The 26,053-nt window shown below is 27.8% G+C and carries 27 protein-coding genes, 1 riboswitch and 1 other annotated feature; of the genes, 21 read left to right on the top strand and 6 right to left on the bottom strand.

Translation table 11 applies throughout. From position 1 onward, the window contains the following. The first annotated feature begins 266 nt into the window (after window positions 1-266). The 16 genes from HCG76_RS06490 (at window position 267) to mnmA (ending at window position 14,785) form a co-directional block, all read left to right on the top strand. The gene (locus tag HCG76_RS06490) at window positions 267-623 is read left to right on the top strand and encodes a GntR family transcriptional regulator (RefSeq protein WP_221699351.1); all 357 of its coding nucleotides are present in this window, start codon (window positions 267-269) and stop codon (window positions 621-623) included. A 10-nt stretch (window positions 624-633) separates the two neighbouring features. After that, window positions 634-1,374 (top strand): ABC transporter ATP-binding protein, encoded by a 741-nt coding sequence (locus tag HCG76_RS06485; protein WP_221699352.1) that lies wholly within the window; start codon window positions 634-636, stop codon window positions 1,372-1,374. Then, complete coding sequence (locus HCG76_RS06480) at window positions 1,343-2,017, top strand: hypothetical protein (protein WP_221699353.1); 675 nt, start codon at window positions 1,343-1,345, stop codon at window positions 2,015-2,017. The genes HCG76_RS06485 and HCG76_RS06480 overlap by 32 nt, the downstream gene beginning before the upstream one ends. Before the next feature lie 13 nt (window positions 2,018-2,030). Next, window positions 2,031-2,837 (top strand): DUF4097 family beta strand repeat-containing protein, encoded by an 807-nt coding sequence (locus HCG76_RS06475; protein ID WP_221699354.1) that lies wholly within the window; start codon window positions 2,031-2,033, stop codon window positions 2,835-2,837. Window positions 2,838-3,039: 202 nt separating this feature from the next. Beyond that, a complete protein-coding gene (locus HCG76_RS06470; protein ID WP_221699355.1) occupies window positions 3,040-3,726 on the top strand; it encodes a Crp/Fnr family transcriptional regulator in 687 nt (228 codons plus the stop codon). Between the two features lie 127 nt (window positions 3,727-3,853). After that, window positions 3,854-4,870: an anaerobic sulfite reductase subunit AsrA gene (gene asrA, locus HCG76_RS06465; RefSeq protein WP_221699356.1), complete on the top strand. Its 1,017-nt coding sequence runs from the start codon at window positions 3,854-3,856 to the stop codon at window positions 4,868-4,870. Further along, complete coding sequence (gene asrB / locus HCG76_RS06460; RefSeq protein ID WP_221699357.1) at window positions 4,863-5,657, top strand: anaerobic sulfite reductase subunit AsrB; 795 nt, start codon at window positions 4,863-4,865, stop codon at window positions 5,655-5,657. The genes asrA and asrB overlap by 8 nt, the downstream gene beginning before the upstream one ends. Window positions 5,658-5,670: 13 nt before the next feature. Beyond that, on the top strand, window positions 5,671-6,642 hold the full coding sequence (gene asrC, locus HCG76_RS06455) for a sulfite reductase subunit C (protein WP_221699358.1): 972 nt from the start codon (window positions 5,671-5,673) through the stop codon (window positions 6,640-6,642). Window positions 6,643-6,900: 258 nt separating this feature from the next. Beyond that, window positions 6,901-7,395 (top strand): hypothetical protein, encoded by a 495-nt coding sequence (locus HCG76_RS06450; RefSeq protein ID WP_221699359.1) that lies wholly within the window; start codon window positions 6,901-6,903, stop codon window positions 7,393-7,395. 273 nt (window positions 7,396-7,668) lie between these two features. Next, window positions 7,669-8,610, top strand: a complete 942-nt coding sequence (locus tag HCG76_RS06445) for a CAP domain-containing protein (protein WP_221699360.1) — start codon at window positions 7,669-7,671, stop codon at window positions 8,608-8,610. A gap of 234 nt (window positions 8,611-8,844) precedes the next feature. Next, window positions 8,845-10,110 (top strand): replication-associated recombination protein A, encoded by a 1,266-nt coding sequence (locus HCG76_RS06440; protein ID WP_221699361.1) that lies wholly within the window; start codon window positions 8,845-8,847, stop codon window positions 10,108-10,110. 32 nt (window positions 10,111-10,142) lie between these two features. Continuing rightward, entirely contained in the window at window positions 10,143-11,417 is a 1,275-nt protein-coding gene (locus HCG76_RS06435) for an L-cysteine desulfidase family protein (RefSeq protein ID WP_221699362.1), read from the top strand. Window positions 11,418-11,595: 178 nt separating this feature from the next. Beyond that, a complete protein-coding gene (locus HCG76_RS06430; protein ID WP_195988608.1) occupies window positions 11,596-12,045 on the top strand; it encodes an RrF2 family transcriptional regulator in 450 nt (149 codons plus the stop codon). Window positions 12,046-12,048: 3 nt separating this feature from the next. Then, entirely contained in the window at window positions 12,049-13,233 is a 1,185-nt protein-coding gene (nifS, locus tag HCG76_RS06425) for a cysteine desulfurase NifS (protein WP_221699363.1), read from the top strand. 2 nt (window positions 13,234-13,235) lie between these two features. Then, window positions 13,236-13,679, top strand: coding sequence for a Fe-S cluster assembly scaffold protein NifU (nifU, locus tag HCG76_RS06420; RefSeq protein ID WP_221699364.1), 444 nt, complete (start codon window positions 13,236-13,238; stop codon window positions 13,677-13,679). Between the two features lie 20 nt (window positions 13,680-13,699). Next, window positions 13,700-14,785 (top strand): tRNA 2-thiouridine(34) synthase MnmA, encoded by a 1,086-nt coding sequence (gene mnmA / locus HCG76_RS06415; protein ID WP_370778079.1) that lies wholly within the window; start codon window positions 13,700-13,702, stop codon window positions 14,783-14,785. Between the two features lie 125 nt (window positions 14,786-14,910). On the opposite strand, the gene speE is transcribed toward mnmA, so the two are convergent. From speE to asnA, 3 genes are all read right to left on the bottom strand, one after another. Continuing rightward, entirely contained in the window at window positions 14,911-15,753 is an 843-nt protein-coding gene (gene speE, locus HCG76_RS06410; RefSeq protein WP_221699442.1) for a polyamine aminopropyltransferase, read from the bottom strand. Window positions 15,754-15,763: 10 nt separating this feature from the next. Beyond that, window positions 15,764-16,177, bottom strand: a complete 414-nt coding sequence (gene speD / locus HCG76_RS06405) for an adenosylmethionine decarboxylase (protein WP_311776384.1) — start codon at window positions 16,175-16,177, stop codon at window positions 15,764-15,766. 308 nt (window positions 16,178-16,485) lie between these two features. Next, window positions 16,486-17,511, bottom strand: coding sequence for an aspartate--ammonia ligase (gene asnA / locus HCG76_RS06400; protein WP_221699367.1), 1,026 nt, complete (start codon window positions 17,509-17,511; stop codon window positions 16,486-16,488). Between the two features lie 45 nt (window positions 17,512-17,556). Then, window positions 17,557-17,834 (bottom strand) — a binding site (T-box leader). 220 nt (window positions 17,835-18,054) lie between these two features. Between asnA and HCG76_RS06395 the strand changes: the two genes are divergently transcribed. From HCG76_RS06395 to HCG76_RS06385, 3 genes are all read left to right on the top strand, one after another. Then, window positions 18,055-18,762, top strand: a complete 708-nt coding sequence (locus HCG76_RS06395) for a hypothetical protein (RefSeq protein WP_221699368.1) — start codon at window positions 18,055-18,057, stop codon at window positions 18,760-18,762. Window positions 18,763-18,898: 136 nt separating this feature from the next. Further along, entirely contained in the window at window positions 18,899-20,671 is a 1,773-nt protein-coding gene (locus HCG76_RS06390) for a M3 family oligoendopeptidase (protein WP_221699369.1), read from the top strand. Window positions 20,672-20,694: 23 nt separating this feature from the next. Then, the gene (locus HCG76_RS06385) at window positions 20,695-20,847 is read left to right on the top strand and encodes a hypothetical protein (protein ID WP_221699370.1); all 153 of its coding nucleotides are present in this window, start codon (window positions 20,695-20,697) and stop codon (window positions 20,845-20,847) included. 68 nt (window positions 20,848-20,915) lie between these two features. On the opposite strand, the gene HCG76_RS06380 is transcribed toward HCG76_RS06385, so the two are convergent. Both HCG76_RS06380 and HCG76_RS06375 read right to left on the bottom strand, forming a co-directional pair. Continuing rightward, a complete protein-coding gene (locus HCG76_RS06380; protein WP_260458048.1) occupies window positions 20,916-21,635 on the bottom strand; it encodes an NERD domain-containing protein in 720 nt (239 codons plus the stop codon). Window positions 21,636-21,883: 248 nt separating this feature from the next. Next, a complete protein-coding gene (locus tag HCG76_RS06375; RefSeq protein WP_221699372.1) occupies window positions 21,884-22,633 on the bottom strand; it encodes a 3'-5' exonuclease in 750 nt (249 codons plus the stop codon). A 345-nt stretch (window positions 22,634-22,978) separates the two neighbouring features. On the opposite strand from HCG76_RS06375, the gene HCG76_RS06370 reads away from it, so the two are divergent. Continuing rightward, entirely contained in the window at window positions 22,979-23,938 is a 960-nt protein-coding gene (locus HCG76_RS06370) for a DUF2232 domain-containing protein (protein WP_221699373.1), read from the top strand. A 66-nt stretch (window positions 23,939-24,004) separates the two neighbouring features. On the opposite strand, the gene HCG76_RS06365 is transcribed toward HCG76_RS06370, so the two are convergent. Next, window positions 24,005-24,733, bottom strand: a complete 729-nt coding sequence (locus HCG76_RS06365) for an HAD family hydrolase (RefSeq protein WP_221699374.1) — start codon at window positions 24,731-24,733, stop codon at window positions 24,005-24,007. Window positions 24,734-24,893: 160 nt separating this feature from the next. Further along, window positions 24,894-24,993, top strand: a riboswitch (TPP riboswitch). A gap of 156 nt (window positions 24,994-25,149) precedes the next feature. Between HCG76_RS06365 and thiD the strand changes: the two genes are divergently transcribed. Further along, window positions 25,150-25,947, top strand: coding sequence for a bifunctional hydroxymethylpyrimidine kinase/phosphomethylpyrimidine kinase (gene thiD / locus HCG76_RS06360; RefSeq protein ID WP_221699375.1), 798 nt, complete (start codon window positions 25,150-25,152; stop codon window positions 25,945-25,947). The last annotated feature ends 106 nt before the right edge of the window (window positions 25,948-26,053 follow it).

Raw genomic sequence — 26,053 nt, 5'->3', positions numbered from 1 at the left:
ATGTATATCACTAGCTACTACGGAAGAAATGCTAAAAACGAAGCAAAAGCTGAAGCAGCTCCAACTAAAAAAGAAAAGAAAAATAAATAATCAATAATTTATATATGAAGTCCTAGCGAAAGCTAGGGCTTTTTTTTATGATAAAAAGGATTAAGTATTCAAATGTAAAGTAAAAATTAATAATTAATAAAAAAAAATGTATACAAAAGATGTGTGGCAGTGTATTATATTATTAACACACTAATACTTGACATAGGAGGTAGATTATGGAGTTTAAAATTAACTCTAAAGAACCTATATATACACAAATAATGAGATATTTAAAAAAAGGTATAGTAAAAGGTGAATTAAAGGGTGGTGACAGAATTTTGTCAGTAAGAGAATATGCAAGTGAGTTAAAAGTAAATCCAAACACTATTCAAAGAGCATATACACAACTAGAAGATGAAGGATTAATATATACCCAAAGAGGAATAGGAAAATTTGTTGTTGATGATGAAAATAAGATAAATGAATTGAGAATTGAAATGCTAGAAGATGTAATTACAAGCTTTATAAATGAATCAAAGGAGTTAGGTGTAAAAAAAGAAGATTTAATAAATTTAATAAATCAGAAATTTTAGGGGGACGCTTATGGATAAGATTTTAATGGTCAATAATCTATATAAAAAAATTGGAAATAAGGAAATAATAAAAGATTTATCATTAGACTTAGATAAAGGAAAGGTATTAGGTATACTTGGACCTAATGGGAATGGAAAAACAACTCTTTTAAATATTATTTCGGGCTTATTAAAAAAGACATCTGGAGAAGTATTAATTGATGGGAAATCAGCTGGGTATGAAACAAAGAAAATAGTAGCCTTTCTTCAAGAGAAAAACAACCTAGCTAATATGAATACTATAAATGATGCAATAGTATTTTATAAAAGTTTTTTTGAAGATTTTGATGAAAAGAAAATGATTGAATTAATGAAGTTTATGAATTTAGATAGAAGTCTTAAGATTAAATCATTATCAAAGGGGATGTTAGAAAAGTTAAATTTAAGCTTAACCTTAAGCAGGCGAGCAAAACTTTATATGTTAGATGAGCCTATTTCAGGAGTTGATATAGTATCAAGAGGTAAAATAATAGATGCAATAATTCAAAATATTAGTGAAGAAAGTTCAATTATTATAACAACTCATTATGTTGGAGAATTAGAAGGTTTATTTGATGAAGTAGCTTTCTTAGGGAATGGGAAAGTAATAGAAATAAATGATACTGAAGAATTAAGAGAAAAGTATAATAAATCTATAGAAGATATATATAGATATATTCTTTGCAGAGTAGGGGGTAATTATGAGGAATATTATAAACATTATAAAGTTTGATATTATAAATAAAAAAGTACAATTAATAATTGGGAGTGGAATTGTTTTATTTTTTATAATGCAGCTATCTATATTTTGGAGATGGATTCCATCGGAATTTATATTTATTCCAATAATTTGTGTAGTGCTATTAGTAAGTTTAATTTCAACAATAGTAAGGTTTATGAAATGTATATCAGCTGATGAAGGCCGACTTGTATTTTTAGTACCTATTAAGGGATGGGAATTTTTATCTGCTAAATATGTTGGATTTATTTTAGAAGGGATATGGTTTATTATATTGACATGTTTAGGTTGTATTATAACTGGGGGAAAAATAAGTCTACTTTTAATTACGTCAGTATCAGTATTATGGGGATTTTTAATTTTATTTTTATTAGTATCCACATTATCAATAATATATAAAAGTTATTTTAATAATAATGGAATATGTATAGTATTAGTTGCAATATCTATAATTATATTTGGAGGGGTAACATCAATTTTAGAACTTATATCATATGTAGCTTTACCAAGTATATATTTGATAATTGGAGAAAATTTGGAAATTAATTTGTTTAATATTTTTATAGATATAATAATTTTTGCAGGATTAATATATATGTCTGTAAATCATATAGATAAAAAATTAGATATTATATAGGGGGTAATTTATAATGAAAAAAATAATGACTTTAGCTTTGTCTTTGATATTAGTATTATCTTTAAGTGCTTGTTCTGTTAGGTTTGAGGTTAGAAATAAAAATAATAGTAAAAGTAATAAGACGTATGAGGTTAAGGATATAAATAAAAATGTTAAATTAGAGAATGAAAATAAAATAGATATAAGTATTGGTTTTGGGAAAATTAATATTGTAGGATATGATGGAAATGAAGTTATAGTGACTGGTAAAACAAACTTGAATGTAGATGAAATAAATATAAATATAAATAAAGAGGGAAATAGTATAGAAATAAGTGATGGAAATGATCTATCCAATATAGATTTATTTAAATCAAATAATATAGATGTTAAATTGATGATTAAAATTCCAAATAATTATAGTGGTGATATAAATTTAAGTTATGGAGCAGCAGAGGTTGAATTAAGTAATATAGATTGTAATAATCTTAATATTGATGGTGGTGCAGGAGAATTAACAATTAATGATATATTCTTTAATAAATTAGATTTTAATGCAGGAGTTGGAGAGAGTGAGATTAATTTAGTAAGAAAATGTGGAGAAATTGATATTGATGGTGGTGTTGGAGAAATTAGTATTTCAATAGAAGAAGTTGGAGGTAATTTAATTTATGAAGGTGGAGTAGGTAGTGCCAAAATAAAGATACCAGAAAATTCACCAGTATATTTTAATACAGATTCAGGTATAGGAGAAACAAATATAAATGCTATAACATCATCAGAAAGAACTTATGAATTTAATTTAAGTTTAGGAATTGGAGAAATAAAAGTATATAACTAAATTACTTTAAAAGAGCAATATCTTATTGAGATATATGCTCTTTTTATACTAATAATTACAATTATTCCATATTATATTATAGATGTATAAAATTAAACTATAGAAATGCAAATATATATCTATTTTATGCATAAAAGAAAACAGTATATTTCTTTGAAGTTGTGCTATAATATTCACAATAATAATACTAGGAGAAAAAGTTTTGGAAAAGAATAATTTTAAATTAAATGAAATTTCACTATTTTCTAAAATAAGTAAAAGTACAATTCATAAATTAAATGAAATTTGTTTCATTAAGGCATTAAAAAAAGGTGACCATCTATTTCGAGATAAAGAAATTATAAGTAGTATATACATAATTAAAAGTGGAAAGATTGCATTGTATAAGCAAAGTGAATCATCTCAAAAGAAAGTAATATTTATTTTAGGAAAAGATACAGTTATAAATGAAGTAATAATTGATGATTTGCCAGCATCTATTAATTGTGAAGCTTTTGAGAATACTGAAGTTTTATGTTTTGAGAGGATTAAATTTTTAGATATTATGAAAGAGGATTTTGAGTTATCTAAGGTGATAATTAACTCTTTGGCTATAAAGGTTAGAAGACTATATAGACAAAGTAAGAATTCAATCCCTATAAAAGTAGAGAAAAGAGTTGCGGCTAAGCTATGGAAGTTGTCTAGAGATTATGGTATTCCTCATGAAGATGGTACTTTAATAGATTTAAATATTACAATTACATATCTTGCAGATATGTTTGGTGCGCCTAGAGAAACTATATCTAGGGCCTTAAAGATTTTAAATAATGAAGGCTTGATAATTAATAAAAATAAAAAAATAATAGTTCCTGATAGAAATAAATTGGTGAGATTTTTTAAGGATAATTAAATTAAGAAAATTAAAAAGTTGTGATAAATGTCACATCTTTTTTTTGTGAAAAAAAATATAATATCATCATGAGTCTTGTTAAGTAATTAACAAGAAAAGTGAAAAAATAAGCTAAGAGGTGTTTTACATGGGATATAAACTTAACTTAGAAAATATGAATTTAGCTTTAAATGAGTTAAAGAAAACATATAAAATCTATGCTCCAAAAGTTTTTGAAGGTGCAGGAACTTTTTCAGATACTGATAGAGTTAGATATGGAGAAATTGAAAGCATTGAAGAAATAGAATTTGATAAAAAATCAAGTTTTTCATATAAAGAAACTATTTTACCTACTAGACAAACATTATTCTTCTTTACTGAAGATGAATGTACAGAAGCTGAAGTAGATGAAAGACCAGCTTTAATATTCTTAAGAAGTTGTGAAATTCATTCATTAAAGAGAATTGATGACATCTATTTAAGAAATGGATTTGAAGATGTCTACTATAAGAAAATGAGAGAAAGAGCAAAATTCGTTTTAATTGGATGTGAAAATAGTTTTGAAAATTGCTTCTGTGTAAGCATGGAATCTAATAAAACAGATGAGTATAATGCATACATTAAAGTTGATGGAGAAGATGTATATTTAGATATTAAAGATGAAGAAATTGCAAATATAATAGCTTCTATAGAAAAAGAAGAAAAGGAAGTTACTCCTGATTTTGTTACAGAAAATCCTGTTAAAGTTAATATTCCAGAAAACTTAGGATTAGAAGTTATGAAGTCTACTATGTGGAATGAATATAATGAAAGATGTATAGCTTGTGGTAGATGTAATTTTGTCTGTCCAACATGTACATGCTTCACTATGCAAGATATAACTTATAAAGATAATAAAAATGCAGGTGAAAGAAGAAGAGTTTGGGCTTCTTGCCATGTAGATGGATATACAGATATGGCTGGTGGACATAGCTTTAGAAAAGAAAAGGGTCAAAAGATGAGATTTAAGACTCTTCATAAAGTATATGACTACAAGAAAAAATGGGGATATCATATGTGTGTTGGATGTGGTAGATGTGATGATATATGTCCAGAATACATTAGTTTCTCAACAATTATAAATAAGTTAGAAAATGCTATGGATGAGGTGAAGAATAATGACTAAGAATGAATACATACCATTTAGATCAGAAATTTTAGAAGTAATTGAACATACTCCAATTGAGTATACTTTTAGAATGGCTTATAAAGGTGATGTTAAACCAGGTCAATTCTTTGAAGTATCATTACCTAAGTATGGAGAAGCTCCAATATCAGTAAGTGGGATTGGTGAAGGTTTTGTTGATTTAACAATAAGAAGAGTTGGTAAAGTTACTAATGAAATATTTAAGAATTATGTTAGAGATAAGTTATTCTTAAGAGGACCTTATGGAAATGGCTTTGATATAGAAAATTATAAGAATAAAGAAGTAATAGTTGTTGCTGGGGGAACAGGACTTTCACCAGTAAGAGGAATAGTAGAATACTTCTCAAATAATAGTAATGACTGTGAGAGCATGACTCTTATTACAGGATTCAAGTCACCAGAAGATGTTTTATTTAAAGAAGACATGAAAACTTGGGAAAAGACTATGAACCTTATCTTAACAGTTGATACTGCACCAGAGGGTTATGAAGGTAAAGTAGGATTAGTTACTAAGTATATTCCTAAGTTAGAAATCAAAGATATGGACAATGTACAAGTAGTTGTTGTTGGACCTCCAATGATGATGAAGTTTACAGTTTTAGAATTCTTAAAACTTGGTATTAAAGAAGAAAATATTTGGATTTCTCAAGAAAGAAAAATGTGCTGTGGAATAGGTAAATGTGGACATTGTAAAATAGATGAGACATATATTTGTTTAGATGGTCCAGTATTTAATTATACAGTAGGAAAATCTTTAATAGATTAGGAGGAAGTAATTAATGGATATCAATACTAAAAAGCTTAAAAAGAATGCCTTTAGAGTTACAAAGCATAGAGGATTAACAGCTTCAAGAATAAGAGTACCAGGTGGACACTTAAATGCTAAATACTTAGGGCTTATTCAAGAGATTGCAGAAAACTATGGTAATGGAACAGTTCATTTAACTACTAGACAAGGGTTTGAAGTTCCAGGAATAGATATGAAAAATATGGATAAGGTTAATGAATTACTTCAACCAATTATTGAAGGTTTAGAAATTAATCAAGTAGTTCCAGGTAAGGGATATACATCAGCTGGTACAAGAAATGTAAGTGCTTGTATAGGTAATAATGTCTGTCCATTTGCAAATTACAACACAACTAACTTTGCAAAGAAAATAGAAAAAGAAATATTCCCAAATGACTTACATTTTAAAGTTGCTTTAACTGGATGTCCTAATGACTGTATGAAGGTTAGAATGCATGACTTTGGTATTATAGGAATGACAGAACCTCAATTAGATGAAAGTAAATGTATATCTTGTGGAGCTTGTGTTAGAGCTTGTACTAAAAAGTCTACAGCAGCTTTACATGCAGAAAACTATACACCGGTAAGAGATCATAGCAAATGTATTGGATGTGGTGAATGTGTAATTAACTGCCCAACAGGAGCATGGACTAGAAGTAAAGAAAAGTACTACAGATTAGCTATCATGGGTAGAACAGGTAAAAAGAACCCAAGACTTGCAGAAGATTTCTTAATCTGGGCTGATGAAGAAAGTATAACTAAGATAATAGTTAATACTTATAAATATGTAGAAGAATATATAGATAGAAATGCACCAGGTGGTAAAGAGCATATCGGATATATAGTAGATAGAACTGGATTTGAAGAATTCAAGAAATGGGCTTTAGATGGAGTTACTTTATCAGATAAAGCTATAATGATGAATAATGTATATTGGAGCGGAATTAAGTATCCAAATGTTTAATATATTAATATAAGAGTTATAACGTGATTAAAGAGCATGTTATAGCTCTTTTTTTCTGCAATTTACTAAATGAACTTACATTTATAGTCTTAGATAGTAATCTTTTTTTAGATAGTAGTAAAATTTATAAGTTAAGATGACTAAAGTAATATTTTGAACTTCACTTAATTTTCATAGTGTTTATTCATATGGTTATGCTATTTTACATAAGTATATATAGAAATTAAAAAAATATATACAGAGATTGGTGGGAGTGATATGAAAAAAATATTAGCTTTTTTATTAGTTTTACTAAACATAGGTATGGTTATGTGTAGTGGGAACAATATATCACAAAAGGATATAGAAGAAATGAAAGATGTTGTTGATAAGGTACTATCTTATGATGGAGGTTATGATAATCAGGTTAGTGAGTATATAGATAGTAATACTTTCAATGAGTCTAATTATGTAATATTTTATAGTTATTATATAGGTAGTGTAGTATTAAATAAATATGAAAGTGAAGTTATAGGAGCTAGTAAGGATGATGGTAAGTATAATTTATGCTTACTTATAAATATGGAAGCACAAGCAACAACGTTAGAAAGTGATGGAGTAGAAGAAGGTTATGATACTGCTGAAGGAAATGATGTTCCAGTAGAGGTAGTGTTGAAAAAAAGTAAAGGGAAATTTTATATTGAAAGTGTGAAAGAATATGATAGTTTGGAAATTGCTCAAAATGAAAACAAAAATTTCATTAAAAATAACTAAAAAATACCTAGAAGTATAAACCATGTAATATATTTCTAAATAGCTTTAAGGTAAGTAAAAATGCGAAAATTTAATTGTGATATTAATGGATATAAAGGTAATAAGAGACTTACAATAAAAAATAAGGTATGTAAGGAGCGAATCTACTATAATAAAAATGGAAAAGCTATGTTATAACTGTAAGTGGCAGCGTTAGTAAAAGTAAAAAGTACTTTAACTAATAAAATATTGGGTATTTAAATATACTCGAAAAAATAAAAAGGAGTGGTACAGATGAAGAATAAACTAATTGCCAGTATAGTTACATTAACAGTGCTAGGAGGAGCAGGTACATCAACCTTTGCAGCTGTTAAAGATTGTTCACAAGAAAAGAGTAATGTTAATATAGTTAAGGTGAGCGATATTTTAGGGACAAGTTCAAATAGTAAAAATGGATGTAGTATTTCAGGAAGTCTTTTAAATGGACCAAATTTTAAAGGATTTTGGTGGGGAAATGGACAATATGGAACAATAATTATTGGTGGAACTATAAATAGACCTAATAATGGAAGTGGAAGTAATGGTACTGTGAATCCGCCAAGTGGGGATATAGAAACACCAAATACTCCAGATATACCATCAGTAGATGAGACACCAAGTACTCCAGATACACCGGTAGTAGATGAAACACCAAATACTCCAGATACACCAAGTGTAGATGAAACACCAAGCGTTCCAGATACACCAGTAGTGGATGAGACACCAAGTGCTCCAGATGCACCAGTAGTAGATGAAACACCAAGTGTAGATAATGGGACAAATACTTCTACAAACTTTATGGCACAAGTAGAACAAGCTATATTTAATAAGGTTAATGAAGAAAGAGCGAAAGCAGGGGTTCCAGCATTAACATATAATACAACAATGGAAAAATATGCTAAAATGAAATCACAAGATATGGGTGATAACAACTATTTCAGTCATGAAGATTTAAGTGGAAACTTAATAACTACTCAAATGAAAAAAGATGGAGTAACTTATAGAGCATGGGGAGAAAATATAGCATATGTAGGTGGTATGACTGATCCAAATGCAATTGCAGATAAAATCATGACAAACTGGATGAATTCATCAGGACATAGAGCAAATATTTTATCTACAAACTTCTCAAGTATAGGTGTAGGTGTATATAAGAGTGGAAACAGAGTATACGCTACTCAAGAGTTTTATAAATAAGAATTTTGATATATAAAATAAAAAAATAGGTGTGTTGAAAAAAAATAAGACAAGCTATTTAAAGTAAAGAAGCTAAGGATTTTATAATTCTTAGCTTTTTTGCGTATAATAAAGAATTGTATATTAACTTAAATATTGAAATCTAAAAAAAATCTTACTAATATATATAGGTAGTAATTACATTTATAATATTATGTTATACTTATAACTAGTAAAATACTTTGAGGTGAAGTAATGAAACCATTAGCGGATTTAATAAGACCTAAACAGTTAAGTGAAGTTTATGGTCAACAACATATATTAGGAGAAAATAAAATTTTAGATAGGATAGTTAAAAGTGGAAGAATATCAAATATGATATTTTATGGGCCACCTGGTGTTGGAAAAACCACTGTTGCTAATATAATAGCAGAAAAGGCAGGGAAAAGATTTTATAAACTTAATGCAACGAATGCATCTTTAAAGGATATTCAAGAGATAACTAAGGAATTAGATACCTTTTTAGGTGTTAATGGAATACTCCTTTATTTAGATGAAATTCAAAATTTTAATAAAAAGCAACAACAATCTTTACTAGAATATATTGAGGATGGAAGAATAACACTTATTGCATCGACTACAGAAAATCCGTATTTTTACATATTTAAGGCGTTATTATCAAGATCTACAATTTTTGAATTTAAGCCAATTAGTGAAGATGATGTAAAAAAAGCAATATATAGAGCTATTAGTATTAGAAGTAAAGATTATAATGAGATAAAGTTAGATGTAAAAGTTGAAGCAGTTGATTATTTAGCATCATATTGCAATGGCGATGTTAGAAAAGCTATAAATGGATTAGAGGTTGCATTAAATTCTACAAAACCCAATAGTGAAGGTATTATTTTAATAGATTTAGATGTAGTAAGAGATTCAACTCAAAGTAAGGTTATAGGATATGATAGTGATGGAGATGCTCATTATGATATACTTAGTGCTTTTCAGAAATCAATACGCGGAAGTGATGCAGATGCAGCAATTCATTATTTAGCTAGGCTTGTTAAAGCAGGAGATTTAATTTCAATATGTAGAAGACTTCAGGTAATTGCAGCAGAAGATATTGGATTAGCTTATCCACAAGCAAGTTTAATAGTTAAGTCATTAGTTGACTCTGCTAGAGAATTAGGGTTTCCTGAGGCTAGAATACCACTTGCAGAAGCAGCTATACTTTTAGCTACAAGTCCAAAGTCGAATTCAGCATATTTAGCAATAGATTCAGCATTAAATGATTTAGAAAATATGACTATAGGGGATATACCTAACCATTTAAAGGATGCACATTATAGTGGTGCTTGCAAAATGGGAAGAGGAGTTGAATATAAATATCCACATAGTTATCCTAATCATTATGTTAATCAACAATACTTACCTGATAATATAAAGAATAAAGTTTATTATGAGTATGGAGATAATAAATTTGAAAAAGTAACAAAGGATTATTGGGATAGAATTAAAAGATAGAAAAATAATTTAAAAACATGGGGGAAGAAAAAATGAAGCAAGATAAGTACAATGATTATTTACAAATTTTAAAAGAAGAATTAGTACCGGCAATGGGATGTACAGAACCCATTGCTATAGCATATGCAGCAGCTAAGGCAAGAGAAGTCTTAGGTAAGAAGCCACAAAAAATTATAGCAAAATGTAGTGGTAATATAGTTAAGAATGCAATGTGTGTAACAGTACCTAACACTGGAGATTTAGTAGGAATTAAGGCAAGTGCTATAATTGGTGTTTTAGCAGGAGATCCAAATAAAGAGTTACAGGTAATTAGTGAAGTTAAAGAAGAGCATATAATTGAAGCTAATAACCTTATGACAGAGGAATATTGCTTTGTTGAAAGATTAGATACAGAAATTCAGCTACATATAATAATGGAAGTATATTCAGAAGATGATAGTGCTGTAGTAGAGATAAAATATGCACATAACAATATATCTAAAATAATTAAAAATGGAGAAATATTATTTGAGGGAAATCAAGATCCAAGTAAATATTTAGGTGTATTTATTGATAGAAGCATTTTAAATGTTAATGACATATTTGATTTTGCAAATAGTGTAGATATTAATGATGTAAAAGAGTTATTAGACAAGCAAATTGAATATAACATAACCATAGCAGAAGAAGGCTTAAAGGGCGAATATGGGGTTGGAATAGGGAAAATGCTTATGAAGTGTTATCCAGAGTCTATTGTAACTAAACTTAAGGTTTATGCAGCAGCAGCTTCTGAAGCTAGGATGAGTGGTAGTTCTCTGCCAGTTATGACTAACTCAGGGAGTGGAAATCAAGGTATGGCAACTTCAATTCCAGTAATAATATATGCAAAGGAAAAAGGATTATCGGAAGAAAGATTATATAGAGGATTAATATTCTCAAATCTTATGACAATACATCAAAAAACAGGAATAGGAAGACTTTCAGCATTTTGTGGAGCAGTAAGTGCAGGATGTGCTAGTGGAGCTGCTATTACCTACTTAGAAGGTGGAACATTAGAGCAAATTAATAAGACAGTTACAAATACTTTAGCTAATATTTCTGGTATAGTATGTGATGGTGCAAAGGCATCTTGTGCGGCAAAGATTGCTACAAGTGTTGATGCAAGTATGATGAGTCATTATCTTGCAATGGAAGGACAATGTTATAGTCCTAGAACAGGAATACTAAAAGAGAATATTGAAGAAACAATAACTGCAGTAGGTAGACTAGGAAAAGAGGGAATGAAAGAAACTGATAAAGAAATATTAGATATAATGCTTGAAGAATAATATATATAAATATTTTCTAAATATATAAAATAAGTATAATCAATGAGTTAAAAAGTTTACATAAAAAATTTTAAAAATTAAGCTAGAAGTAGAGTAAATCATGGTTGACAAAAGCAGAGTAAGTTAGTATGATATAAATATAAAGCAGAGCAAAAAAGTCTGAATAAGGGGTGAGAAAGTGAAATTATCAACTAAAGGAAGATATGGAGTAAAAGCCATGGTTGAACTTGCAATACATTATGGAGATTCTCCCCTATCAATAAAAACTATTTCGCAAAGACAAGGAATATCTGAATATTATTTAGAACAATTGTTTTCGCCGCTTAGAAAAGCAAAACTTATAAATAGTATAAGAGGAGCTCAAGGTGGATATATATTGGGAAGAGAACCAAAAGAAATTAAGATTTCAGATATAATGTATGTACTTGAAGGTCCTATAGAGATTGCAGATTGTATTGAAGGGGTTGCTTGTGATAATATAGATTGTTGTGCAACTAGACTTTTATGGACAAAAATAAAAAATAGTATAGATGAGGTTATGGAAGGCATAACGTTACAAGATATAGTAGATGACTACAATAAAATTAAAGAAAAAAATGAAGCATTAACTTTACAGAGGAGTGAATAATATATGAAAACAGTATATATGGATTACGCGGCTACTACTTATGTAAAGCCAGAAGTTTTAGATGAAATGATGCCTTATTTCACAGAAAAGTTTGGAAATCCATCATCTTTCTATGGAATATCAAGAGAAACAAAGATGGCAATAGATAAAGCAAGAGGGCAAGTTGCTACAGCTTTAAATTGTGATATGAGCGAGGTTTACTTCACAGGGGGTGGATCTGAGGCAGATAACTGGGCAATAAAAGGTATTGCTTCAGCTCATAGAAAAAAAGGTAATCATATAATTACTACTAAAATAGAACATCATGCAGTTCTTCATACTTGTGAATATTTAGAAAAGAACGGATTCGAAGTGACATACTTAGATGTTAATGAAGAAGGATTTATTGATTTAGAAGAATTAAAAAATGCTATAACAGATAAAACTATTTTAGTATCAATTATGTTTGCTAATAATGAAATTGGAACTATTCAACCTATAAAAGAAATTGGTGCAATTTGTAGAGAAAGAAAAGTTTTATTCCATACAGATGCAGTTCAAGCAGTAGGAAATGTTCCAGTAGATGTAAAAGAAATGAATATTGACCTTTTATCTTTAGCAGGTCATAAAATATATGGACCTAAGGGAATAGGTGTTTTATACATAAGAAAAGGTGTAAGAATAGACAACTTAATCCATGGTGGAGGACAAGAAAGATCTAGAAGAGCAGGAACAGAAAATATTGCTGCTGTTGTTGGATTAGGTAAAGCTATAGAGTTAGCAACTAAAGATCTTGAAGGTCATATGGAAAGACTTTCAGCTTTAAGAGATAAGCTTATAGATGGAATATTAGAAAGAGTTCCTTACTCATATTTAAATGGACCAAGAGGTGATAAGAGATTACCTGGTAATGCAAATGTAAGATTTACGTATATAGAGGGTGAATCAATATTATTATCATTAGATTTCGAAGGAATTTGTGCTTCAAGTGGTAGTGCATGTACATCAGGATCATTAGACCCATCTCACGTACTTTTAGCAATAGGATTGCCACATGAATTAGCTCATGGATCATTAAGATTAACTTTAGGTGATGGATCAACAGAAGAAGATGTTGATTATGTTTTAGAAGTGTTACCTGCAATTATTCAAAGAATAAGAAATATGTCACCATTATGGAGTGACTTTGTTAAGAAGGGAGAAAAATAATTATGATATATACAGATAAAGTTATGGACCATTTTAGAAACCCAAGAAATGTAGGAGAAATTGAAGACGCAAACGGTATTGGAGAAGTTGGAAATGCTAAGTGCGGAGATATAATGAGAGTTTATTTAAAAGTTGAAGATAACATAGTTAAAGATGTTAAGTTCCAAACTTTCGGATGTGGATCAGCTATAGCTTCATCTTCAATGGCTACAGAAATGATTAAAGGAAAAACTTTAGAAGAAGCTTGGGAATTATCAAATAAAGCTGTTGCTGAAGCTTTAGATGGACTTCCACCAGTAAAAATGCACTGCTCAGTATTAGCTGAAGAAGCTATACACAAAGCAATCAATGACTACAGAAAAAATGCTGGATTAAGCACTGAAGGATGGGAATTCGAAGAAACAGATCATGATGAATTACATGATGCAGTACACGGACACGAATAAAAAACTTAAGGTGTGATTTGATGGAAAAGAAGAAAAAAGTAGTTATAGGTATGAGTGGCGGAGTTGATAGCTCCGTTGCTGCTTACCTTTTAAAAGAACAAGGCTATGATGTTATTGGTGTTACAATGCAAATATGGCAAGAAGATAAAGATTATACAGAAAGAGAAGGTGGATGTTGTTCACTTTCAGCTGTAGATGATGCAAGAAGAGTTGCTAATAAAATTGGTATTCCTTTTTATGTAATGAACTTTAGAGATAGCTTTAAAGAAAAAGTTATTGATTATTTTGTTCAAGAATATATAGATGGAAAAACACCAAACCCATGTATAGCATGTAATAAGTATTTAAAATTTGATGAGTTATTAAGAAAAGCTCAAGGAATAGGCGCTGATTATGTTGCAACAGGTCACTATGCTAAAATTGAACAAGATGAAAATGGAAGATATCTATTAATTCGTTCAGATGATGATAGAAAAGACCAAACATATGCATTATATAACTTTACTCAAGAGCAATTGGCACATACTCTTATGCCTTGTGGAGAATACACTAAGGATAGAATAAGAGAAATTGCTAAGGAAATTGGATTATCAGTATATAATAAAAAGGATAGTGAAGAAATTTGCTTTATACCAGATAATAATCATGGTAGATACATAAGTGAAGCTAGACCATTAGAAGTTGTTCCAGGAAACTTTGTTGATAAGAATGGAAATGTACTAGGTCAGCATAAGGGAATAGTATACTACACAATAGGTCAAAGAAAGGGATTAGGAATAGCTCTTGGAAGACCGGTATTTGTAACAGATATTAATCCTAGAACTAATGAAGTTGTATTAGGACCAGAAGAGGATATATTTAAAACTGATTTAGTTGCTAAAGATGTTAACTTTATACCATTTGATAAGCTAGAAGAACCAATAACAGTAGAAGCCAAGGTTAGATATTCAGGAAGACCTGCTGAAGCAGTTATTTCACCTTTAAAGGATGGAAAAGTTAAAGTAAGTTTTAAAGATAAACAAAGAGCAATAACAAAAGGTCAATCAGTTGTTTTTTATCAAGGAAACAAAGTTGTTGGTGGAGGAATTATTGCTGGTATAATATAAGAAATAAGAAGTCATGGTTAGAGATAACTATGGCTTTTTTGTTTAGTTAAGAGTGAAAAAGAGAGAAATGTTAAGAGTGAAGGTTAAAGCCACTGAGGGTTTCAACCTTCACTTTTATCTCTTACTTATTTAAGCATTTCTATAACATAATTAGGTAATGCAAATGAACCTTTATGTATGTCTGTATTATAATATTTTGTAGCTAGTCCTAAAGAATTCCAAGCATCACTATTTAAATCTTTAATTGGATCTAATATTTTTGAAGCAAAAGAGAATATCATATGACCTGATGGATATGTTGGCATATGGTATTGATATGCTTTGCAAATATCAAATAAATTATTAAGTTTTTTATAAGATCTTTTCATTTCATATGCATTATTAGGATAGTAAGGGCTTTCACATTGATTAATCAATATACCTTTATCAGTTAATGCATTATAACAATCAGTATAAAACTCGGTTGTAAATAGGCCTTCACCAGGCCCAATAGGATCTGTAGAATCAACTATAATTAAATCATATAAGTTTTTTTTATCTTTAACAAATTTAATCCCGTCTTCAAAGTATAGGTTAACTCTAGGATCATTTAATTTACATGATGTAAATGGTAAGTGTTCAATAGAAGCATCAACAACTAGCTTGTCTATTTCTACCATGTCTATTTTCATAATATTATTATATCTAGTAAGTTCTCTAACAGTACCACCATCACCAGCACCAATTACTAGAACGTTTTTTATATTCGGATTTGTTGCTAAAGCCACATGTGTTATCATTTCATGATAAATGAACTCATCCTTTTCAGTAACCATAGTCCAATTATCAATAACTAATACTCTACCAAATTCGTAGGTATCTATTATGTCTATTTTTTGAAAATCACTTTGAGCAGAATAAAGATGATTTTTTACTTTCATTGAAAAGTTAACATTTTCTGTTTGATTTTCAGTATACCATAATTCCATATTCATCTCTTTAAACCTCCATCTTATGAGTTATTGTTAAATTATTATATTCACCATCACCAAAGGTTCTAATTTTATCAACTAGTCCTCTAGAGACCTCTGTAGATTCACTTCTATCTGCGCTTAATGCATTTTCAAGATATTTAAAGCCTTTCCAAGGATTAACGCTATCACCACAAGTAAATAAATCTACTGATGCATAACCATACTCTGGCCATGTGTGTATTGTAAGATGTGATTCTTGTATTATAACTGCACCACTTACTCCCCATGGGTTAAACTTATGAAAACAGCTTGTTACTATAGTTGCATTAGCCTCTAAAGCAGCTTGCTTCATATGTTTTTCAATAGCCTCATGATCTTTTAGTAATTCCTTGTCACAGTTGTAATACTCCACTAAAATGTGTCTTCCTAATTGTTCAATATTCATAATAAAAACCTCCAAAAATTTAATTTACATCCATCCAACGGATAAGTATTTTCTTAATAAAAATGCGGTGTTCATAAAACCTCCTATAAAAAATATTAAAAAGTTTAGTAATACTAAATTTATGGTTAATCATTACTAATACAAGGATATTTTACAGTTTTTATAACTAAATGTCAATATTTTCTTAGGTGAGTTTTTTATATAGATTTATATTAAAAATTATTTTTAATATAATAAAAAAAATAAAACCACAATAATTATCTTAATTATTGTGGTTTAAAATATTAATAATTTATATTATTTTATAATAATTCAATATGTGCTTCTTCACATTTTTCATGAGTATATTCATCCCATATAGAAGCTTGAACTTCTCCTATATGAGCTTTTCTTAGGAAGAACATACAAATTCTTGATTGTCCAATTCCACCACCCATAGTAAGAGGAAGTTTTTCTTCTAATAATGCTTTGTGGAATGGTAGAGTAGATCTATCTTCACATCCAGATTTTTTTAACTGATATTCTAAAGCAGCTTTATCAACTCTAATTCCCATAGAAGAAAGCTCTATAGCTGAATCAAATAGTGGGTCATAGAATAAAATATCACCATTTAAAGACCAGTCATCATAATCAGGACTTCTTCCATCATGTTTTTCACCAGATTTTAATGTATCACCAATACCTATTATAAATACAGCTTTATGTTCTTTACATATAGCATTTTCTCTTTCCTTAGATGAAAGGGAAGGATACATGTCCTCTAATTCTTGAGAAGTAATAAAAGTAATATCTTCAGGTAGAATTTTTTCTATATCTGGATATTCAGTTGCAACCAAATCTTCAGTAGCTTTAAATACTGAGAATATTTTTCTAACTGTATCTTTTAATGTATCTACATTTCTTTCCTCTTTACTAATAACCTTTTCCCAATCCCATTGATCTACGTAAATTGAATGAAGGTTATCTAACTCCTCATCTCTTCTTATAGCATTCATATCTGTGTATAAGCCAGTTCCAGATTCAAATTTATATCTGTGTAGAGCGAATCTTTTCCATTTTGCTAATGAATGAACTATTTCTATATTACTATTATCAATTGCTAACATATCAAAGCTTACAGGCCTTTCTGTACCATTTAAATTATCATTTAATCCTGAAGAGTTTTCTAAAAATAATGGAGCAGAAACCCTTGTTAAGTTTAAAGTTTTAGCAAGTCTAGTTTCAAAAAAATCTTTAACTTTTTTGATTGCTATTTCAGTTTCTATTAATGATAAGTTTGATTTGTAGTTTTCTGGTACGAAAACTTTAGATTTTAATTCTTTTGTCATAATAATAACCCCCTAAATAAAATAAAAAAACCTTTCATCCTAAAAATATAGGACGAAAGGTATATTCCGCGGTACCACCTAATTTGCATTAAAATGCCAACTTAATCAGTGCTAAATTTAAAATGAAATTTAAGACTGTCCCATTGTAACGGTAGGGTCCCGTCTAAGCCTAGTAAAGTATAAAATTTCATAAATATAAATTTATACTTGTTCAGTTAGAAGCTCAGGAACGTTTTTCATTAAAACTAATCTTATAAGGCTTACACCATCCCTTACTCGCTTAAAGATATCATTAAAATTACTCTTTCCTTCAAAGCTGGTTAAATAATTTACTATTAAGATATTTCTTAGTGTTAATGATAAACCAAAAAAATATAGTTGTAAAGAGAAAAAATTAATTAATTGTAAAATATATATGAAAAAATAAAATATATTTGATATAAACTTCACATATTATTTTACTTTTATGAATATTTATTATAAAATTAGAATTTGAACTAATACAATTAAATTTATTAATTTTAAAAGAAGGAGAGAGATAGGATGAAGAGTAAAATTAATTGGCAGAAAATTTTAAGTTATTTCGTAATAATAACATTAATTTCTACAATTGCATTTTTAGTTTTTGCAATTAATAAAGCGCCTACAATAGCAGATCCTAACGAGCCATTTATTCGTATAAAAAGTGATTATGCATTAATGCTATCACAGTGTATTTTAGGAGTAGTGGCAATGCTACTACCAGGAATGCTTGAACATAAGTTAAAAATTCAAATACCATCAAATATGCTAATTTTATATACTATATTTTTATATTCCGCTATATATTTAGGTGAGGTAAAGAGCTTTTATTATAATGTTCCAAATTGGGATAATATATTACATACATTTAGTGGTGCTATGATAGGAGCATTAGGATTTTCTATTGTAACTCTATTAAATAAAACAGAAGAAGTTCCAATGAATTTAAGTCCTGTATTTGTAGCATTATTTTCATTTTGCTTTGCAGTAACATTAGGAGTAGTTTGGGAGTTTTATGAATTTACTTTTGATGGGTTATTAGGTCTTAATATGCAAAAATTTGCATTAGAAAATGGGACACAATTAATTGGAAGAGCGGCTTTAACAGATACTATGGTAGATCTATTTGTAGATGCGGTTGGAGCTCTAATTATGAGTATAATAGGTTATATTTCATTAAAGTATAATAAAGGTTGGATAGAAAAACTTCAAGTTAGAATAAAAAAATAAAGACTAAAATAAAAGTAAAATAAATTGTAGATTTTGCAATTTATTTTACTTTTTTATATTTAGTTGGAATTATTTTCTTTAACAGTATATAATTATAATAAAGAATTTATAAACAAAATAAGAGGAGGAGTAAATTATGAGTTTAAATTGGAGTTTAAAAGAGCTATATCCATCCTTTGAAAGCAATGAATTTAAAATGGATATGGAAAAACTTACAACTAAAATTCAAGAAATTAATGAATGGGCAAATGAAATTGTAGAAGATGATTGCAACATATTATTAAAGTTAGAGGAATATATAAAGAGATATTCAAAATTAAATGAGTTAATTAGTAAAATAGGTGCTTTTATAGAACTAAGTATTAGCGTAAATACAAAAGATTCTGAAGCATTAAGATACTCTGATATTTTTGAAAAAAAATTAACTTATATTGTTGAAGCTTCAACTAAATTAGAAAGATATATAAGTAAAATCAGTGATATTGACTCTATAATTGAAAAATCAGAATTACTTAAGGCCCACGAATTTGTATTGAAAAATATTGTGGAACAAAGTAAATACTTATTAAGTGATAAGGAAGAAAGTATTATTGCCAATATGAAAAATACTGGTTCTAATGCATGGAGTAAGCTTAAGGATAACTTGATATCATCATTAAAAGTTGAAATTAACGAAGATGGTGAAGTAAAGGAATATCCTTTAACAGTAGTATTAAATATGGCTGAAGATAAATGTGAAGAGGTAAGAAAAAGGGCCTATGAAGCTGAAATAGCATCATATAAAAAAGTTGAAGAGGGAGTTGCTGCAGCTCTTAATGGAATAAAGGGAGAAGTAATAACAGTTTGTGATTTTAGAGGGTATAAATCACCTTTAGAAAAAACTCTTTTAGATTCAAGAATGGATGAAGAATCACTTAATGCAATGTTAGATGCTATGAAGGAGAGTTTACCTGCTTTTAGAAAATATTTAAGAAGAAAGGCAGAAATGTTAGGTCATAAAAATGGATTACCTTTCTATGATTTATATGCTCCAATATCAAGTGCTGATATGAAATTTACATATGACGAAGGAGCAAAATTTGTTGTTAAAAACTTTAGAACATTTAGTGATAATTTAGGTGATTTTGCTCAAAAAGCTATAGATAATGACTGGATAGATGTTGTACCTAGAGAAGGTAAGGTAGGGGGAGCATTTTGTGCTGGACTTCACTTCATAGGAGAAAGCAGAGTTTTATTAAATTATGGTGGTAGCTTTGGTGATGTAGTAACTATGGCACATGAGCTTGGACATGGATTTCATGGAGAATGCTTAAAAAATGAAGCAATATTAAATTCAGAGTATCCAATGCCTATCGCAGAAACTGCATCTACATTCTGTGAAACTATAATAAAAAAGGCTGCTATAAAAGAAGCTAATAAAGATGAAGCATTAGCTATATTAGAAGCTGAAATTTGTGATTGTACACAAGTAATAGTAGATATATATTCAAGATTTTTATTTGAAAAATCAGTATTTGAGGCAAGAAAAGAAAGTGCATTAACAGTAGAGAAAATTAAGGAATTAATGCTAGAAGCACAAAGAGAAGCTTATGGAGATGGATTAGATCCAGAATATTTACATCCATATATGTGGGCATGGAAGCCACATTATTATGATGCAAATTATAACTATTATAACTTCCCATATGCCTTTGGATTATTATTTGCAAAGGGATTGTATGCCGAATATTTAAAGAAGGGTACTAGTTTTACAAGTGAGTATGAAAAACTTTTATCAATAACAGGAAAAAATAAAATTGCAGATATAACAAAAGAAGTTGGTATAGATATTCATAATAAAGAGTTTTGGAGAAATTCATTAAAAACTATACAAGATGATATAGAGAAGTTCATTGAACTTAGTAAATAAACATAAAGGAGGAGTATATTTTTATGGAGATAAAGTTGGATAAAAAAGAAGTAATGCTAGTTTTAGACTCATTAGTAGAGGCATTAGCATTTGATAACAATGCAGATGATATTAAGGAAGTATATAATAAAATAGTAAAGCAAACTAACATGGATGAATATGAAATGATAGGATAGTTCAAACATAAAAAGTAACTAACTTAAATATCTTAATGATAAGAAAGTTAGTTACTTTTTTATATTATCTATAATGTAATTATTTTGAAAAATATATAAGATATAAAAGTTATATAGATATAATATATAGCTAAGAATATAGAAAAAAATAATATTACTAATTTATTATGACTAAGAAAGGTTTGAAAGCTAGAAAAAAATATATCGAAAAACCAAGTTTTATTTTCAAGTAAGTCTTCTTTTATTAGTAATGGTGAAAGATTAATATTTTTATTAATTCTATTTTTTATGTAATAAGGTAAATCATCAGCAATTACAATTGGAGTTTCTAATGAAGAATCTTCTTTTATAACACAGTTTTTCTGTGGAATAGCAATAATATTAGTAATTGGTATATCACAAGATAAAATATCTTGTAAAATGTTATAGCATTTCAGACATTCTTCAGAAAGTGAATTTATTATTTTAAAATCTATTATTGTATCATTTGAGGAATTAAAGCTATTTAAAGAAAGTACTTTAGGTATATCAGATTGAGTATAATCATCATAAGAAAAATTTAGAGTTTTAATAGCAAAAATTCCACCAGTAGTAATTACTAATTCATCTATAGAACAAGAAGTATCATCATCATTTTCTAAATAAATATTATTTAATATAATCCCGTCATTTTTTAGTGATTTCAAACAATTTGCCACTTTACGAGAGTTATAAATTTTATTATAAACATAGTTTAAATCTAAATAAATTTTATTATAAATATTAAATTTTATTGCGCATATATGCATTAAATAAATAAAATATATAGTTGCTAAAATATTAAAGTTAATATGCAATAAGTAACCAATACTAATGATTAAGAACGGAATTCTTAAGTATGTTTTTTTTATAATAAAAATAAATGTTTTTATTATTGTATTTATTAAAAGAAATAGCCCATAACAGATTAATTTTAGGACTATCCATATAATATTTACTAAAACAAGCAACATTGACGTAGCCTCCTTTAGTATTAGATTACCTACTTTTTGGAAAATTATTCATCTTTTAAAAGGAATTGTTTAGTTTTTCCCATAAAATATGCTAAGCGAATCATTTTTACTTCTTCTTTAGACATTTTACGATTATATATTTTTTCAAATTCTTTTATTAAAGCTTCTGAATCAAGTTTTTCTTTTTTTACTTTAGGTCGCTTTTCAGTACTTTTAATAAATATACTTGGAGAAAGCTTTTTTGAATAAACTGACTTAAAAATTTCAGCTGTATAATGAGCATCAAAAAAGGCATCATGAAAATCCCCTTCAATAGGTATATTAAGAGCTTCTACAGCGTTTTTTAAACTAATTTTTTGTCCCTTAGGTAGTTTAAATAATTTACTAGTGTAATTTTGAATATCTATATATTTATTTGATATTTTAGAAACATCAAGATTATAAAACTCTATATTTCTAATTAGTTCTTTTATATCAGAATTTCCCCATACAACTAGTATATGTTCCTCTTTACCAATAAAATTGATAAATTCCTTATGAACTGATTTAAAGTTTTTTGAACTATTTAAATCTTCAATATTAATTTTAGTTAAGTTTTCTACATAAGGATGAAGTTTTTCATGTATATTTGGTTTTACTAAAGAATTAAAAGTAGAAAGTGTTTTTAGATCTTTAGTAAATTTTATTGCTCCAATTTGAATAATTTCAAATAATAATGGAGGTTTAGCTTCTGAAGTGTTGATATCATCAGGATGTTGTTGATTATATTCTAAATCAAAAATTATATAATTCATTTCTCACCTACAAATTAAACTTTTTTATTATTTTTAGTAATTTACATAACTCTTATTACATATATTAAAACATAAATAAATAAAAAAGTCTTAAAAAGAGGTGTAAAAATAATGAGTATTTATGTTTTAAAAGCTTATGTTGAAGAATGTTTACAATTAGGGATTGAGCCAACTTTTGATGGATTAAATAATTATTATAAAGAAAAAGCTTTAACAAAAGAAAAGTAAAATAAAAATTTGCTTTTAACTTTATAATAAAGGTGTATAATTGATTAAAGAACTCAAGATGTGAAATAACTTTTTAATTTATAAGTTATTGAAAAAGATAAGTGTGGTGGATTAAATTTGAACACAAGAAAATTAATAGAAGCAGCAATGTTATCTGCATTGTTTGTTGTAACTAGCATGATGGCAATTTATACAGGAATAGCATATACATTATATCTAGATATGATTGTTCCACTTTTTATTTGCTTAACATATATGAGGTTAGATGGAAAATATACTTTATTATCATCGGTAACTTCATTACTTATTGTTACATTATCATTAGGAGATGTAGCATCTGCTATTTGGATGAGTCAAGGAATAGTAATGGGATTAATATGTGGATATTTTATAAGAAAGAAAGGAACAATCTTTGATGACTTTTTTTATTCAGCAATTTTAGGTTGTTTTGTTATGATATTAATAGATATATATTTTTCTAAATTAACAGGATATAGTTTTATGAAAGAGTTTGATAGTTATAGAGGTTTATTTCCTCTAAATGAAGAATATATGTCTATTGTATTTAGTATATTTGTTGCTACAATACCTATTAGTACTATATTGATTGTGTATGTAGGAGCATTATTTATCGGGAAAAAGCTTAACATATTAAATGAAAATACTAAAGAAAAATATATGATTGTTCGTAACTTTAAGAAATATGGAGCATATATATGCTGTAGTAAAAGTACATACTTTATAGGCATAATATATTTGATTATATATGAATTGTTAAATATCATTGGCTTTGAATTTAATTTTGTATATTTTAAAAATGTAGTAATGGCAATAAGAGTAGTAGTAATATACTTTATATTAAAAGATTCATTTTCTTTTGTTATAAAGGGATTGGCGTTAAGATGCAAGTCACAAGGAATGACACAAATTATATGGTTATTACTACTTTATATGTTATTGGTTAATTTTAAATTTACGTTTATAGTACTAGTAATATCTAGTTTAGCTATTAATTATTTTATGAAGATTAGAGAAATTCAAATTAATATGTTAGATAAAATTTTAGTAAAAAGATAGATATTGTATAATAAAAATTAATTAGGAACTTAATAATGAGTTCCTAATTAATTTTTTTAATAATTTTTACAAAAGACTTAATGAGTTTACGTCTAGCTTATAAGTTACATCTTTTCTTTCAACTATAATATTAATCTTCTTTTTTAGTTCTTCATCGTCCATAATTTTTGTTATAAGTTCTTTTGTTGGATTCATAGCATAAGGTATTCCAACAGATTTAAACATTGTAAAATCACCAGCAGTATCACCATAAGCATAGCTTTTACTTAAATCTATATCATACTTTTCACATAATTCTTTAATGGCTTTTTCTTTGCTTTCAGAATCCCACATAGGAGTAATATATCCATTATATCTATTGTCTTTATCTAATTCATAAATTGTGCCTCTATAGTCATCCATATGATATTTTAAAGACATTTCTCTAACTAATTCTATAGGGGAACCAGATATAGCAATGACAATATCACCATTATTCTTATGCCATTTAATTCTTTCTCTTGAAAATGTATAAACTCTATCACCTTTTTGTTCTATTACTTTTTTTGCAATATAGTCTATATGATATTTATCTAGCCCTTTAATAGCTTCTATATATACATCCACCATCTTTAAAAGGTAAGTATCATAATCACCTTGTCTTTTATCCCAATTAATATAAGCAGGTTTTACTTCTTTAAACCACTTATTTTCATCAACTAAGTCGTATTTAATTATTTTTTTAAATACTTCAGTAATAAGTCCTTCTCTATATATTGTTCCGTCTATATCAAAAAATGCAGCGCTTCTTGACATTAAAAAAACCTCCTTATTTTTTTATTAGTATATGTAGATATTAATATATATAATAATAAATAAGCTAAAAAAGTGCAAATAAGAATGATAAATAAGAAGTGTATTTAAAATATTGACAAAGATTCATAAAGTAATATAATTAGTATATAAAAATTAAATAAAATTATGCTAGGGGTGCCATAAGGCTGAGAAATAAGTTATTATTAACCCTTATACCTGATCTGGATAATACCAGCGTAGGAAAGCTTATTAATATATATATAAATAATTCTAAATTAATAAAGTTAAAATTTTACAATTATTAAAACAAAAAAAATAGATATATATTGTTTGTAATCATACAGCTATACTCCAGTGGGGGATAGCTGTTTTTTTATTTTATAAAAAATTTCAGTTTAAGAATAGGAGAAAATAAAATGAGAAATTATAAGATACCAACATTAACAATAGCAGGATCAGATTCTTCAGGTGGAGCAGGTGTACAAGCAGATTTAAAAACATTTAGTGCAATTGGTACTTATGGAATGAGCGTAATAACTGCTATAACAGCGCAAAACACACAAGGAGTATTTCTTGTAGAAGATTTAAGTAAAGAAATAATAGAAAAGCAAATAGAAGTTGTATTTGAAGATATAGAGCCAAAGGCTGTAAAAATAGGAATGGTATCTAATGCTGAAATAATTAATACAATTGTTAAAACTTTAAGAAGGTATAATCCAGAGTATTTAGTTGTTGATCCAGTTATGATATCTAAAAGTGGATATTCGCTATTAAAACCAGAAGCAAAAAAGAGTTTAATAGAAGAATTAATACCTATGGCATATATAATTACTCCTAATACGCCAGAAGCGGAAGAAATTACAGGAATAAAAATAAATAATGTTGATGATATGAGAGAAGTGGGAGAAAAAATATTAGAATTAGGACCTAAATATGTGTTAATGAAAGGTGGTCATCTTGAAGGTGATGCAGTTGATGTATTAATAGGTAAAGATACTTTTGAAATTTATAAACAAGAAAGATTAGATAGAAAAAATACTCATGGAACAGGATGTACATTATCTTCAGCAATAACTTCACATTTAGCTTTAGGATATGATATCAAGGAAGCTATTACGTTAAGTAAAGAGTATATAACAGAGGCAATAAGACACAGTTTTGATATGGGAAAGGGAGTTGGACCTGTTAATCATTTTTATAAATTTAACTCTTAGTTTTATATAAAATTTATAAGAAGTAATTTAAGTCAATGATGTTGTTAGCATAAAGTTGATAGAAGTTTATTACTATAATAAATAGCTAACAGATAAATTAAAAGAT

Source organism: Clostridium sp. K13 (assembly GCF_019734195.1).
GTDB lineage: Bacteria > Bacillota > Clostridia > Clostridiales > Clostridiaceae > Clostridium.
The sequence above is the reverse complement of the archived record's forward strand: the minus strand, read 5'-3'. Positions and strand labels throughout refer to the sequence as shown.